At 57.8% G+C, this 14358-nt stretch carries 9 protein-coding genes; 6 read left to right on the top strand and 3 right to left on the bottom strand.

The features are described from left to right. The first annotated feature begins 10 nt into the window (after positions 1-10). Genes thiI through ACQGQ5_RS11360 form a run of 5 tightly spaced genes read left to right on the top strand, consistent with a single transcriptional unit; the run spans position 11 to position 5849 of the window. A complete protein-coding gene (thiI, locus tag ACQGQ5_RS11380; RefSeq protein ID WP_455736616.1) occupies positions 11-1186 on the top strand; it encodes a tRNA uracil 4-sulfurtransferase ThiI in 1176 nt (391 codons plus the stop codon). 13 nt (positions 1187-1199) lie between these two features. Further along, positions 1200-2474, top strand: coding sequence for a competence/damage-inducible protein A (locus tag ACQGQ5_RS11375; RefSeq protein WP_455736615.1), 1275 nt, complete (start codon positions 1200-1202; stop codon positions 2472-2474). A 30-nt stretch (positions 2475-2504) separates the two neighbouring features. Then, complete coding sequence (gene srtB, locus ACQGQ5_RS11370) at positions 2505-3545, top strand: class B sortase (RefSeq protein ID WP_455736614.1); 1041 nt, start codon at positions 2505-2507, stop codon at positions 3543-3545. Beyond that, the gene (locus ACQGQ5_RS11365; protein WP_455736613.1) at positions 3542-4039 is read left to right on the top strand and encodes a hypothetical protein; all 498 of its coding nucleotides are present in this window, start codon (positions 3542-3544) and stop codon (positions 4037-4039) included. Before srtB ends, ACQGQ5_RS11365 begins: the two co-directional genes overlap by 4 nt. Positions 4040-4043: 4 nt before the next feature. After that, positions 4044-5849: a serine hydrolase domain-containing protein gene (locus ACQGQ5_RS11360; RefSeq protein WP_455736612.1), complete on the top strand. Its 1806-nt coding sequence runs from the start codon at positions 4044-4046 to the stop codon at positions 5847-5849. Between the two features lie 72 nt (positions 5850-5921). On the opposite strand, the gene ACQGQ5_RS11355 is transcribed toward ACQGQ5_RS11360, so the two are convergent. Next, complete coding sequence (locus ACQGQ5_RS11355; RefSeq protein WP_455736611.1) at positions 5922-7325, bottom strand: S1C family serine protease; 1404 nt, start codon at positions 7323-7325, stop codon at positions 5922-5924. A 277-nt stretch (positions 7326-7602) separates the two neighbouring features. Here ACQGQ5_RS11355 and ACQGQ5_RS11350 point away from each other — a divergent pair, with 277 nt between their 5' ends. Then, positions 7603-8127, top strand: coding sequence for a cob(I)yrinic acid a,c-diamide adenosyltransferase (locus ACQGQ5_RS11350; RefSeq protein WP_455736610.1), 525 nt, complete (start codon positions 7603-7605; stop codon positions 8125-8127). Between the two features lie 6 nt (positions 8128-8133). On the opposite strand, the gene ACQGQ5_RS11345 is transcribed toward ACQGQ5_RS11350, so the two are convergent. Both ACQGQ5_RS11345 and nifJ read right to left on the bottom strand, forming a co-directional pair. Beyond that, positions 8134-10389, bottom strand: a complete 2256-nt coding sequence (locus tag ACQGQ5_RS11345) for a vitamin B12-dependent ribonucleotide reductase (RefSeq protein ID WP_455736609.1) — start codon at positions 10387-10389, stop codon at positions 8134-8136. A 150-nt stretch (positions 10390-10539) separates the two neighbouring features. After that, positions 10540-14103: a pyruvate:ferredoxin (flavodoxin) oxidoreductase gene (nifJ, locus tag ACQGQ5_RS11340; RefSeq protein ID WP_455736608.1), complete on the bottom strand. Its 3564-nt coding sequence runs from the start codon at positions 14101-14103 to the stop codon at positions 10540-10542. Between the last annotated feature and the right edge of the window lie 255 nt (positions 14104-14358).

The raw sequence follows: 14358 nt of genomic DNA, 5'->3' as shown, positions 1-14358 counted from the left end.
GAGAATTTAAATGGAAGAAATCATCTTAATCAAACTGGGAGAAATGGTTCTCAAAGGGCTGAACCGGAACGTGTTCGAGGCCGCCCTGATCCGGAATATCAAGCGCCGGCTGAACCCCCTGGGCGGTTTTGACATAAAAACCGCCCAGTCGGCCGTTTACGTCACCCCCCGCGAGGGGGCCGATCTGGACGCGGCTGTGGAACGGGTTTCCAAAATATTCGGCATTGCCGCGTTTTCACGCGCCTGCGTGGTAAAAAAAGAGATGAGCGCCATTCTGGAAGCGTCCGCCGAATACCTGAAACCGGAGCTGCTGGCCGCGAAAAGCTTCAAGGTGGAAACGAAGCGCGCCGATAAGATCTTCCCGCTGAAATCGCCGGAGATTTCCGCGCGGGTGGGCGAATACCTGCTGGAGCGGTACCCGCACCTGCGCGTCGACGTACACGAGCCCGACATCACCGTGCGGGTGGAGGTGCGCGATTTCGGGGCCTACGTTCACGGCCAGGCGCTGAAGGGCGCGGGCGGAATCCCGGTGGGCACCGGCGGAAACGCCGCCGTCCTGATCAGCGGCGGGATCGACAGCCCCGTCGCCGCGTGGACGATGGCAAAGCGCGGTCTGGAGCTGACCGCCGTCCACTTTGCCAGCCCGCCGTACACCAGCGAGCGCGCGGAGCAGAAGGTGCACCGGCTGCTGGCCCGCGTCGGCGAATACTCCGGCAGGATGAACCTGTTTACCGTTCCGTTCGCAAAGGTGCAGGAGGAAATCATGGCGAAATGCCCGGAGGACCTGTTCACTCTGATCATGCGGCGGTTTATGATGCGGATCGGCGAAAAAATCGCCCGCAGGGAAAGCTGTTCCGCACTGATCACCGGCGAAAGCCTGGGCCAGGTGGCGAGCCAGACCCTGCAGGCCATTGTCTGCACCGACCAGGCCTCCGAGATGCCGGTCCTGCGTCCGCTGATCGGAATGGACAAGTTGGAAATCATTGAAATTTCGCGCAGGATCAACACCTTTGACATCTCCATAGAACCGTTTGAGGACTGCTGCACCGTATTCACGCCGAAGCATCCGCGCACACAGCCCCGGCTTCCGGAGCTTCTGGAGGCGGAACGGGCGCTGGACTGCGAAAGCCTGATCGGGGAATGCGTCCAGAACGCCGTACTTACAAAAATCTATCCAAATCAATAGCGGGGGAAAAAGAATGAACGCTGAAATTATTTCCGTAGGAACCGAGCTTCTGCTCGGCCATACGATCAACACCGACGCCTCCTTTGTCGCGAGGGAGCTTTCCACCATCGGCGTCAACCTTCTGTTCGCGGGAACCGTGGGCGACAATGTCCCAAGGCTGAAGGAAGCGCTGGAAAGCGCGCTTCGCCGCAGCGACCTTGTCATCACCACCGGGGGGCTGGGGCCCACCGGCGACGACCTGACCAAAGAAACCATCGCGGAGGCCGCGGGCAGAAAGCTGGTACTGCATCAGGAAAGCCTGGACAGGATCGTCCGCTATTTCAAAGGGAGGGCGCTGGGCGAAACACAGAAAAAGCAGGCGCTGCTTCCCGAGGGCTGCACCGTGTTCCCCAACGATCACGGCACCGCGCCGGGCTGCGGGTTTGAAACCGACGCGGGCAAAATCATCATCATGCTGCCCGGGCCGCCGTCCGAGCTGATTCCCATGCTGAAAAACTATGCGATCCCCTACCTGGCAAAGAACGGACAGGCGGTGATCGTTTCCAGAATCGTCCGCGTGTTCGGCCTGGGGGAAGGGTTTGTCGCGGAAAAAATCCCCGACCTGACGGACTGCGCCAATCCGACGGCGGCAACCTACGCCAAGGACGGCGAAATGTTCGTGCGCGTCACCGCCCGGGCGGAAAATCGGGAAAAGGCGGAAGCCATGTGCGCCCCCGTTGTAGAAGAACTGAAAAGCCGTTTCCACGAGTTCATTTACGGAATCGACGTGGAAAGCCTGGAAGAGGTCGTCGTCACGGAGCTCGGCAGGCGCGGCCTGCGCCTTGCCACCGCGGAGTCCTGCACCGGCGGCCTGCTCTCCAAGCGGATCACCGATATCGCGGGCGCGAGCAAAGTCTTTCAGATGGGCGCCGTCACTTACGCGAACCAGATCAAGACGCTCCTGCTCGGCGTACCGGAGTCCACCCTGAAGCAATACGGCGCCGTCAGCGTCCAGACCGCGCGCGCGATGGCCGAGGGGGTCCGGGCGAAATCCGGCAGCGATCTGGGCATCGGCATCACCGGGATCGCGGGGCCGGACGGCGGAACACCGGAAAAACCCGTGGGCCTGATTTACATTGCTTTCTGCGACGGGGAACACACCTGGGTGCGTAAAATGCAGCAAGCCGGTGCTTCCAGAGGGCGCGAATACCTGCGCTGGCTCGCCGCCTCCAACGCGCTGGACATGGTGCGCCGCTATCTGACGGGCTGCGGGGGGCTGGAAGAAGCCGCCTACGCGAAAAAAATATAACTATTCCGAAAGGAAACAAGGGGGTGCGCCATGAAACTGAAAAACGGAGACCGCACGAAAAAAAGGCTTCCTTTTTACCGCGTCCTGCTTCCCCGAAAGGGGGACGGAAAAAAACTGATCTTTTATAAGACCGTCTGCCTGATCGCCGTCTGCGTTTTTCTGGGCTGCGCCCTTTATCTGGTCTGGGACCTTGCCGTCCTGCCCGCCGCCGCGGACACGGAGCAGCAGGATATCAAAAGCGTCTATTACGCCGAAAGCTCCGAAGGGCCGGACGCGGAGGACGATCCGCCCGCTTCCTCCGCCCCGCCGGAACGCGACGAGCAGGGGCGGCTGGTCCGGTTCGTCGAGCTGCAGAAAATCAACCCGTCCATTGTGGGCTGGATCAAGGTCCCCGACACCGTCATCGACCTGCCGGTTCTGCAGGCCGACGCAAAGGACCCGGAGTTTTACCTGACCCACGACTACCGCAACCGGTACTCCGGATACGGAAGCGTCTTTGTGGACGCGCGCTGCTCCGTGGAAAAGGGGAAATCCCGCAGCGTCGTCCTTTACGGGCATTCGCTCAATTCGGGCCGGATGTTCACGCAGCTGGACCGGTACAAATCGCTGGATTTTTACAAAAAGAACCCGGTGTTTACCTTTGATACGGCCGACAGCCAGTCGCAGTGGAAGGTCATTTCCGTTTTCCTGACCAATACCCTGCCGGAACAGGGCAAGCCGTTCAATTACATGAAAACGGATTTTCAGGACGACAGCGATTTTCTGAATTTCGTTTATCAGATGCGGATACGGTCCCTCTACAACACCGGCGTCGGCTTCAACAGGGACGACAGCGTCGTGCTGCTTTCCACCTGCTCCTATGAGTTCAAGGATTTCAGGGAAGTCGTGGTCGCCCGCAAAGTCCGCGGCGGGGAAAGCGGCGAGGTAGACGTTTCCAGAGCGTCGTACAGCGGCAGGACCGTGTACCCCGACTGCTGGTATGCAAAGCACGGCGGGAAAAAGCCGGTCTGGCCGGAAACCTATGAAGAGGCCGTCAAAAAGAATCTTTTATCGTGGGGGGAAGGAATATGAACGCGGGACTGATCTTTTATTTCGCGCACAGGACCCTGCGCTGTCAGAATAAAATAGGGGAAGCGCTCCGTTTTTACGGTTCGGGGATCGCTGAGGTGAAGATCTGCGCCAAGAAGGCGGACCTCAGCTCCACTATGGCGCGCCTTCTGCGGACGCTTCCCGCCGTCTTTGTGGTCGGCGACTCGCCCGAAAGCACGCCGGACTGCGCGCCGCCGCTTTTCAAAATCCTGCATATTCCCGTCGGCAGGTCCGGGGAGCCGAAAGGCGTTCTGCGCCTGAACGGCACGGATAAAGCCGGCTATCTGATCGAAAGCCTCAATCAGGCGATTGTCGTGCTGCCGGACGTGCCGGAGGAGCTTTCGCAAATGCTTCCGGCCGCCTGTGAACGGCTTGCGCTGAAATTCGGTCTGACGGGGGAATTTCCTTCCGATAATCGGGAGCCGTTTGAAGAAATGATCGAGAATTCCATGAAGACTTTTAACCCGGGGGTTTAAATCCATGTTGGATCTGCTGTCCCAGATGAAAACCGTTGATCTGGTGATCAAATTTGTCCGCGGCGATATGCGGCGCATCACGCCGTATCCGTTTCAGCCGCAGAAGAAAAAGAATATCCCGAAAACCGGTCTCGGCGGGATTCCCGCCTCCACACCGGAGGACGAGGGGATTCCCAGCGAATATATCGAACAGTTTTTTGAGGAACTTGCCGCCTCTCCCGCCGTCCGTCCGCACAGCGTGCTGCTGCTGCGGCACGGAAAGCTGATCGCGCAGGGCAGCTTCAAGCCCTATTCCCCCGCGTATCCGCACATGATGTTTTCCCTTTCCAAAAGCGTTACCGGCATGGCGGTGGGGATCGCCATAAAGGAGGGGCTGCTCTCCCTCGACGAAAAGGTCATCGACATCTTCTCCGAAAAGGGCGTCCTGTTCCGCAGCCTCAGAATCAACGGCATCACCGTCCGGCACCTGCTGAACATGACCAGCGGCATCAAGTTCAACGAGGCCGGTTCCCTTGTGGAAAAGGACTGGGTGAGGGCCTTTCTGACATCGGACTGCATTTTCGAGCCCGGAAGCGAATTCAGCTACAACAGCATGAATTCCTACCTGCTCAGCGCCATCGTGTGTAAAAAAACCGGCGTAGGGCTGGTGGAGTACCTGACCCCGCGGCTTTTCGCCCCGCTGGGGATTGAGGATGCGGACTGGGAAACCTGCCCGCTGGGAATCGAAAAGGGCGGCTGGGGGCTTTCCCTGCATATCGCGGATATGGCGAAGCTCGGCCAGCTTTATCTGCAGGGCGGCCGCTGGGACGTCGGCGGCGAAACACGGCAGCTCATCCCGGAGGAATGGATCCGGGAATCGACCAGAGCGCAGACCCCGCCCCGCGAAAACAGCCATCCGGTCGGCTACGGGTATCAGGTATGGGATTTCCACGCGGCGGACGCGTACCAGTACAACGGCGTATTCGGCCAGTACGTCATCGTCCTTCCGAAGCGCGACATGGTGGTGGCCATCACAAGCGGAAGCCAGAACCTGTTTTCCGACGTTTCCATCGAGCTGGTGGAAACCTATTTCGGCGACGGCGCGGAAAAGATCTTCGACCATCCTTTGCCCCGGAACATCCGCGCGCTCCGCTCGCTGAAAAACAGGCTGGACAGCCTGTACGCGGTCCCCGAAACAGCGCCCAGACCCCGGAAATCCAATCCGTTCCACACGTTTCTGCAGCGGTTTTTTCCCCCGAAAGCCGAAGGACTGCCTTTGCTCGCCGCGGGAATCGACAAGCAGGAGTACCGGCTGGGCAGCAGCTACGGAACGCTGCTGCCGCTCATTCTGCAGTGCGTGACCAACAATTTTTCCGGGGGGATCACCCGCGTTTCCTTTTCCTTTGAACCCGGCCTGTGCAGGATCACAATGTACGACGGGACCGACGAAAACGTAATTGCAGCCGGGCTGGACGGCATTCCCCGGCGCAGCGACGTAACGCTGAACGGCGACGTTTACACGGTGGGGGCGACGGCAAAGCTGACGACGGACGAAGAGGACCGCACGGTCATGCTCCTTTACCTCTCCTATATTGAAACGCCCAGCCTGCGCGTGATGAAATTCATCTTCTACGGGGAAAAGCTGCTCATCCGTTTTTACGAGCACCCCACCGTGGAGGCCGCGACAAAAATGCTGTTCGGCCTGGTCGGGGGAAACGGAAACTCCATCGACAAGATGCTGATCGACGCCATTTCGCAGGAACGCATGGCCGCCCGGGTGGACAATATCATGATGCCCCGCGCAAAGGGCACCCTGTTCGATCAAACATAAAAACGGCGGGACCGGTTCGGTCCCGCCGTTTTTATGAAAGAAGGGAGTATTATGAAAAAGTTTGCTGGAAACTTATTTTCCTGTTGACTGGGCCAGCTTTACTTTGGCGGTGAAGCTTTCCTCCGTCAGGGAACTGGTAACGTTCAGCGTGACCGTGTCCCCCGGTTTCTTCCCCGTAATCACGTTCGTAATCACGTTCTGGCTGGTCACATCCTTGCCGTCGATTTTCGTGATCACGTCGCCCTTTTTGATCCCTGCCGACGTCACCTCCGGATTCGTGACGGAGCCGACGTACATGCCGACGGGCAGGTTGTAAAAACGGGAGGTCATGGTATCGATAAACTGGCCGGAGATGCCGAGCACCGCCCTGTCCTTGACGTAGCCGTACTGCTTCAGGTCGCTGATGATCGGCTGCGCCACATTGATGGGGATGGAAAAGCCGAGGCCCTCATAGCCGGTGGCTACGATTTTGGAGGAGTTGATACCCACGACCTGGCCGTACATGTTGACCAGCGCACCGCCGGAGTTGCCCGGATTGATCGCGGCGTCGGTCTGGATGCACTTCATGGTATAGCCGGTATCGGAATTGGTGATTTCACGGTTTAATGCGGAAACATAACCGATGGTGACGCTGGAGTTGAACTCCATGCCGCCCGGGTTGCCGATCGCCATAACGGTATCCGCGACTTTGAGGTCGTCGGAGGAGCCGAATTCCGCCGCGGTCAGACCCTTTGCGTCGATTTTAACAACGGCCAGGTCGGTGACGCTGTCGCTGCCGATCAGCTTCGCCTCATATTTTGTTCCGTTGGATAAGATGACTTTGAGCGAAGACGCGCCGTCGACCACGTGTGCGTTGGTAATGATGTATCCGTCGCTGGTAGCGATAATGCCGGAGCCCTCGCTTGTCGGGGTGACGGAACTGTCCCCGCCGCTGTTTTCCGCGCTGCCCGCGCCGTTCCCGCCCATGGTATAGCGGGTGCTCTGGCCCAGCTGGTAATTCTGGATACAGACGACCGACGGGACCACCTTTTCGGCGATCTGCTGCTTGGTCAGCTCCCCGGTCACCGCGGCGGTATTGGCGGTGCCGCTGTCGACCAGCTTCGTCACGGTAAACGCCGGATCGCTGGCGCCTGCGTTCCCCAGCTTGACATACCCGTTGTTGACCAGCGCCGTGAACCCTGCGATGGAACCGGCCGAAATCATCAGGCAGCACATGACCCCCGCCAGCACCTTGACAAAAATCTTTTTGCCGCCGCGCTTCTTTTTGCGCGGCTCCTGAAAATCGAAACCAGGCTGCCGGGGAACGGGGGGCTGCTCCCAGCTGTAAACCGGGGGCTCGTTCGCCGGTTTGCTGTAATGGTAAAAATCCCCCTGCCACTCCGTCTGGCCCGCGCTTCTGTGTTCCGTATCGTTACTGTTTAAATCACGATTTGCCAGGTTTCTTTTCTTTTTATCATCTGCAAATGGATTAAACATTGAAATCATTCCTTTCTGCGGTGATTTGCTTTCTGTGATTGTTATGATACCTGTTCTATGTGAAAAGGGTGTGATGATTGGTTTATATTTTTATGATATTTTTAAGAAAAATATGTAACCTGAATTTAACGGAATTATGAATGCAGAAAGGGAATATTTTTTCTTTCTCCGAGCTTACCGTAAAATCCCCCGAAAATGTATGGATTCCCGGCGGATTTGCGCCAAAATGTGCTATGATAGGATCAGAAATAAATTTGATACGGATGGAGAATGTGCGATGAACGGACTGACTCACGTTTACTGCGGGGACGGAAAAGGCAAAACCACCGCCGCCGTCGGGCTGGGGGTGCGCGCCTGCGGAAGCGGCAAACGGGTGCTGATGGCGCAGTTCCTGAAGGGGAACGGCTCCGGCGAGCTGGCCGCCCTGAAACAGCTGGACCATTTCAGCGTGCTCCCCACGGTGCCGACCGTAAAGTTCACCTTTCAGATGACCAAAAAGGAGCTGGAGGAAACCGCCGTCCTGTGCGCCAGCCTGTTCTGCAAGGCGGTCGCCGCCGCCAAAGCGGACGAGTGCGACCTGCTGATTCTGGACGAGGTATTTGCCGCGGTCAACTGCGGCCTGCTCGACGGCGCAATGCTGACCGACTTTATAAAAAACAAGCCCCAGAAGCTGGAGCTTGTTCTGACGGGGCGAGGCCCGAAGCCGGAGGTTCTGGAGCTCGCCGATTATGTTTCCGAAATCAGGAAGGAAAAGCACCCCTACGACAGGAACATCCCCGCCCGGAAGGGCATTGAATTCTAAGCCGCATTAGCCGCAGCGGGAGTACCCGCACTGGCGGCACGTCACGCATCCGCCCTCATGCTCCAGCCTTGCCCCGCACTCCGGGCAGAAGCGCATGCTGCCGGGGGCGCCGTCCGCCGCGGTTTCCCGCACCGGTTTGGATTTTTGCGGCGCGGGAGCGGGCCACTTTCCCATCTGGACCTGCTCTTTGTAAACGCGTTCGATCGTCTTTGCGATCGCGTCCGGACAGGAGGTGCATTTCAGCCCCGGCTGGCGGATGGTCGACGGGCAGCGGATTCCCCTGAGCTGGTCGACGATGCTTTCGACCTCCATCCCGCTGCGCAGGGCGATGGACGCAAGGCGCGCGGTCGCCTCCGACTGGGACGGGCATCCCCCGGCCTTGCCGGTATTGGTAAACACCTCGCAGATTCCCTGGTCGTCGTAGTTGACGGTAATATACAGGTTTCCGCAGCCGATTTTCACCCGCTCCGTAACTCCGGTCACCGTGTCGGGACGCGGGCGCGGCACAATCCGGCCATGCTCCGGCGTCTCCGCCGCGGGCCGGCCTTCTTTTTTTACCTGCCCGATGTTGAGCACCTGTTCCGCGCGGCTGCCGTCGCGGTAAATAGTCACGCCTTTGCAGCCGAGATGGAACGCGAGCGTATACACGCTGGCCACGTCCTCCCTTGCGGCGCCGTTGGAAAAGTTCACCGTCTTGGAAACCGCGTTGTCCGTTCCCTTCTGGAACGCCGCCTGCATCCGGATATGGTACTCCGGGCTGATGTCGTGCGCGGAAACGAACACCCGGCGCAAATCCTCCGGCAGCTCCTCAATGTGGGCGACCGTCCCCTCTTTGGCAATGCGCTTCATCAGCTCGTCCGAGTAAAGCCCGCGCTTTTCCAGCTCCGCCTTCAGAATCGGGTTGACCTCGATCATTTCCGTGCCGTCCATGATGTTGCGGATGTAAACATAGCCGAAAACCGGTTCTACACCGCTGGAGCAGTTCGCGATGATGGAAAGGGTCCCGGTCGGCGCGATGGTCGTGATGGTGCCGTTGCGCATCGGCCTGTCCTGCGGCAGGATGCTTTCGCCGAAGAGCGGGAACGCGCCGCGTTTTTCGGCAAGTACGGCGCTTTCTTCGCGCCCGCGTCCGGTAATGAATTTCATGACCTTTTCTCCGAGCGCGATCGCTTCGTCGGAATTGTACGGAATCCCCATCTGCAGCAGGCTGTCGGCCCAGCCCATGACGCCCAGGCCGATTTTCCGCGTCTGTTTGGTCACCCGGTCGATATTTTCCAGCGGATACCGGTTGGCGTCAATGACGTTGTCCAGAAAATGCACGGCGTTTTTTACCGTCAGCCCAAGCTTGTCCCAGTCGAACTCCGTTTTTCCGTCCGCCGTCTTCAGCATCTTTACCAGATTGACGGAACCGAGGTTGCAGGACTCATACGGGAGCAGAGGCTGCTCGCCGCAGGGATTGGTGGACTCGATTTCGCCCTGCGAGGGCACAATGTTGTCACGGTTCAGGCGGTCGAGGAAAATAATGCCCGGCTCGCCGTTGCGCCACGCGGCGTCCACGATCCGGTCAAACACCACGCGGGCGCGCAGAGCGGAAACGGCTCTCTTCGTGTGGGGGTCGACCAGCTCATAATCGGTATCGTTCTCCACCGCTTCCATGAATTTTTCCGTCAGGCCCACAGAGATATTGAAATTGTTGATTTCGTTGTTGTTGGCCTTACAGTCGATAAAATCGAGGATGTCCGGGTGATCGATGCGCAGGATGCCCATGTTTGCGCCGCGGCGGGTCCCGCCCTGCTTGACGGCCTCCGTCGCCATGTTGAACACCTTCATAAAGCTGATCGGGCCGGAGGCGACCCCGCCGGTCGAGTTGACGGTGCTGCCCTGCGGGCGCAGGCGCGAAAAAGAAAAGCCCGTTCCGCCGCCCGATTTGTGAATCAGCGCCGCCTGCTTGATCGCTTCAAAAATATCCTCCATGCTGTCCGCGACCGGCAGCACAAAGCACGCCGAAAGCTGCCCGAGCGGGCGGCCGGCGTTCATCAGCGTGGGAGAATTCGGCAGGAACTCCAGCTCCCGCATCATATGGAAAAAGGTTTCCTCTGTCTTTTTAACGTCCGCTTTCCCGTCGTGCAGCTTGTCCGGCGCCGCAATGGCGGCGGCTACGCGGCGGAACAGGCCCTCCACGGTTTCCGTGGTTTCTCCCTTTTCGTTTTTGATCAGGTACCGCTTTTGCAATACCGTCAGCGCGTTCTGTGATATGGTCATGATGGCCTTCCCTTCCCTGTCCATTTTGTGATACCATATATTGTACCACTTCATACGCACAAGTCAATATATTGTGAATATTTTATCGTATTCAGAAATAAAGAAGGCCCCGCGCGGAAATCCGCGCGGGGCCAACTGATTCAAGAAAGATTATTCCATTTTGGAGAGTTTGACAAGGTGCTCGTAGTTTTCGGCCGCAACCTTTTCGGCCTTCTGGAACAGAACCTCCGCGCGCTCCGGGAACGCACGGGTCAGGGAGTTGTAACGAACCTCGCCCATAATAAAGTCACGATAGCTGGTTGTAGGAGCCTTGCTGTCGAGGTGGAACGGATTCTTGCCCTGCTCCGCAAGACGCGGATCATAGCGGAAGTTGGTCCAGTAGCCGGCTTCAACCGCCTTCTTCTCTTCCAGCTGGGAGATGCTCATGCCGCCCTTGATCCCATGGTTGATACAGGGAGCGTAAGCAATGACGATAGAAGGTCCGTTGTAGCTTTCGGCTTCCGAAATCGCCTTGATGGTCTGGTTATAGTCTGCGCCCATTGCGACGCGGGCCACATAAACATAACCATAGGTCATTGCGATCGCGGCAAGGTCCTTCTTCTTTGTCGATTTACCGGTTGCCGCGAACTGGGCGACGGAACCGATCGGGGTGGATTTGGAAGCCTGGCCGCCCGTATTGGAGTAAACCTCGGTGTCGAATACGAGAATGTTGACATTCTCACCGGAGGCGAGAACATGGTCAACGCCGCCGAAGCCGATATCGTAAGCCCAGCCGTCGCCGCCGAAGATCCACATGGATTTCTTGGCGAGGTAGTCTTTGTCAACAAGCGTTTTCTTCGCAAGCTTTGCAACATCGTCGCTGCCGTTTGCAGCTTTTTCGAGCTCCGAAATCAGAGCGTCTGCCGCGGCGCGGTTCAGGTTGCTGTCTTCCTTGGTTGCAAGGTAGTTCTTGCAGGCTTCCTTCAGGGAAGCGGAAGCCGCTTCGGAAGCTTCGATATTTTCAACATACTCGGCGAGTCTGCCGCGGATCGCGTTCTGGGCAAGAGTCATGCCGAAGCCGAACTCCGCGTTGTCCTCGAACAGGGAGTTGTTCCACGCGGGGCCGTATCCCTTCTTGTTGACGGTGTACGGCGTGGCCGGTGCGGAACCGCCCCAGATAGAGGAGCAGCCTGTCGCGTTGGCAATATACATTCTGTCGCCGAAGAGCTGTGTGACGAGCTTTGCGTACGGTGTTTCACCGCAGCCCGCGCACGCGCCGGAGAACTCAAGCAGCGGCTGCTTGAACTGGCTGCCCTTGATGGAGGTAGGCTTGAATTTCTCGATGACTTCCGGCTTCTCGTCAAGGCTAAGGCCGTAATCAAAGCCCTTCTGGCTTTCAAGCTGTGTTTCCATCGGTTTCATGACCAGCGCCTTTTCACCCTTCATGCCCGGGCAGACGGATGCGCAGGAACCGCAGCCGGTGCAGTCGTAGGAAGAAATGGTGATCGCGTATTTCATGCCGGGCATACCGGTCATATCCTTGGTCTTCTGGCTTGCGGGCGCCGCGGCGGCCTCCTGCGCGGTCATAGCGACCGGGCGGATAACGCCGTGCGGGCAGACATAGGAGCAGAAGGTGCACTGGATACAGTTTTCCGGATGCCACTCGGGAATATCAATGGCGATGCCGCGCTTCTCGTAAGCGGCGGAGCCTGCCGGCACGGTGCCGTCGGCCATTTTGACAAAGGCGGATACGGGAAGCTGATTACCCTTGTATTTGTTTGCGGGAACCATGACGTTGTTGACATACTCCAGCGTTTCCGGCCTGCCGTCCGTAAAGACGTGCGCCTGGGTATCGTCCTTGCAGTTCTTCCAGGATTCCGGAACCTCGACCTTGACAAAATCGGTCGCGCCGCGCTCAATGGCGGCATAGTTCATGTCGACGATCTTCTGGCCCTTCTTCGCGTAGGAATGCAGGGCGGCGTCCTTCATATACTGGATCGCCTGTTCGGAAGGAATGATGTTCGCGATCTTGAAGAACGCGGACTGGAGGATGGTGTTGATACGGCCGCCGAGGCCGATCTCTTTCCCGAGCTTGATACCGTCGATGGTGTAGAAGTTGATGTTGTTGTCGGCAATGAATTTCTTCATTTTGCCCGGCAGTCTCTTGTCAAGCTCTTCCAGATCCCACTGGCAGTTCAGAAGGAAGCTTCCGCCCGGCTTCAGGTCCTGTACCATGTCGTACTCGTCGACATAGGAGGGCTTGTGGCAGGCGACGAAGTCGGCCTGGCTGATATAGTAGGTGGACTTGATTGGCTTGCTGCCGAAACGCAGGTGGGAAACGGTCAGGCCGCCGGACTTCTTGGAGTCGTAGGCGAAGTAGCCCTGAGCGTACATATCGGTGTGGTCGCCGATAATCTTAATGGAGTTCTTGTTCGCGCCGACGGTGCCGTCCGCGCCGAGACCCCAGAATTTGCAGGAATGCGTACCCTTCGGGGTGGTGTCCGGATTTTCCCTGAGGTCGAGGGAAAGATGGGTGACGTCGTCGATGATGCCGATGGTGAAACGCTTCTTCGGGGCGTCGGTTTCCATGTTGCGGTATACGGCGACGATCTGGCCCGGGGTGGTGTCCTTGGAGCCGAGGCCGTAGCGGCCGGTGTAAACCGGAACAGCGCCGAATGCCGTGCCGTTGATCGCGGCGAGGACATCCAGGAACAGCGGCTCGCCGATGGAGCCCGGCTCTCTTGTTCTGTCGAGCACGGAAATCTTTTTGACCGTCTTCGGCAGGACGTCGAGCAGATATTTCGCAACGAACGGCCTGTACAGCCTGACCTTGACCAGACCGACCTTGTCGCCGGCCGCGTTCAGGTAATCCACAACTTCCTCCGCCGCTTCGCAGACGGAACCCATCGCAATGATGACCCTTTCGGCATCCGGCGCGCCGTAGTAGTTGAACGGCTTGTAATCAGTGCCGATTTTCGCGTTGACTTTATTCATATAGTCGACAACAACATCCGGAAGATCATCATAGAATTTGTTGCCGGCCTCACTTGCCTGGAAGAAAAAGTCGTCGTTCTGGGCCGTGCCGCGCGTAACCGGATGCTCCGGATTCATCGAGTTGCGGCGGAAAGCTTCCACGGCGTCCCAGTCGAGCAGCTCGCCCAGATCGGCGTAATCCCACATATGGATCTTCTGTACTTCATGGGAAGTACGGAAGCCGTCGAAGAAGTGCAGGAACGGCACGCGGCCCTTAATGGCGGAAAGATGGGCGACTGCGCCCAGATCCATAACCTCCTGCGGGCTGTTGGAGCAGAGCATCGCGTAACCGGTCTGACGGCATGCATAAATGTCGGAATGATCGCCAAAAATGCAGAGTGCGTGGGTGGACAGGGAACGCGCCGAACAGTGGATGACGCTCGGAAGGAATTCACCGGCCATCTTGTACATGTTCGGAATCATCAGGAGAAGCCCCTGAGAAGCAGTGTAGGTAGTGGTCAGCGCGCCTGCCGCCAGCGAACCGTGCACCGCGCCCGCGGCACCCGCTTCGGACTGCATCTCGGTAACCCTGACTTCCCTGCCGAAAAGATTTTTTCTGCCGGCCGCGGCATACTTGTCCGTTTCATCCGCCATAACGGACGACGGGGTGATGGGGTAGATGGCAGCAACATCTGTAAACGCATAAGAAACATGTGCGGCAGCGTTATTGCCATCCATCGTTTTCATCTTTCTTGAATCCATTATTACTATTTTCCTCCTTTTAAGGATAATCTATTTTCCATAGGCGCAACATACTGCACCTTGTCTAAATTTTATCATCTTTTATGAGATATGTAAAGAAATTTTGCAGAATTGCCCATAGAATTTACATCTCTAATAAAATTTTAAAAACTTTATCCTGAATTCGTTCATTTTGGCGGCGATTTCCCCCTGTAAAGCGGCTTTTTCCGGCCACACCTCCGCCTCTCCGCTTTGCTCGCGCGCACAGACGCGCAG

This window comes from Caproiciproducens sp. (assembly GCF_053840905.1).
This window is presented reverse-complemented; position numbering and strand designations above follow the sequence as displayed.

Excerpts from the sequence above, each read along its gene's own strand:
- ACQGQ5_RS11360 (WP_455736612.1), top strand. The coding sequence starts at position 4,044 with ATGTTGGATCTGCTGTCCCAGATGAAAACCGTTGATCTGGTGATCAAA.
- ACQGQ5_RS11350 (WP_455736610.1), top strand. The coding sequence starts at position 7,603 with ATGAACGGACTGACTCACGTTTACTGCGGGGACGGAAAAGGCAAAACC.
- ACQGQ5_RS11365 (WP_455736613.1), top strand. The coding sequence starts at position 3,542 with ATGAACGCGGGACTGATCTTTTATTTCGCGCACAGGACCCTGCGCTGT.
- ACQGQ5_RS11375 (WP_455736615.1), top strand. The coding sequence starts at position 1,200 with ATGAACGCTGAAATTATTTCCGTAGGAACCGAGCTTCTGCTCGGCCAT.
- thiI (WP_455736616.1), top strand. The coding sequence starts at position 11 with ATGGAAGAAATCATCTTAATCAAACTGGGAGAAATGGTTCTCAAAGGG.
- nifJ (WP_455736608.1), bottom strand. The coding sequence starts at position 14,103 with ATGGATTCAAGAAAGATGAAAACGATGGATGGCAATAACGCTGCCGCA.
- ACQGQ5_RS11345 (WP_455736609.1), bottom strand. The coding sequence starts at position 10,389 with ATGACCATATCACAGAACGCGCTGACGGTATTGCAAAAGCGGTACCTG.
- srtB (WP_455736614.1), top strand. The coding sequence starts at position 2,505 with ATGAAACTGAAAAACGGAGACCGCACGAAAAAAAGGCTTCCTTTTTAC.
- ACQGQ5_RS11355 (WP_455736611.1), bottom strand. The coding sequence starts at position 7,325 with ATGTTTAATCCATTTGCAGATGATAAAAAGAAAAGAAACCTGGCAAAT.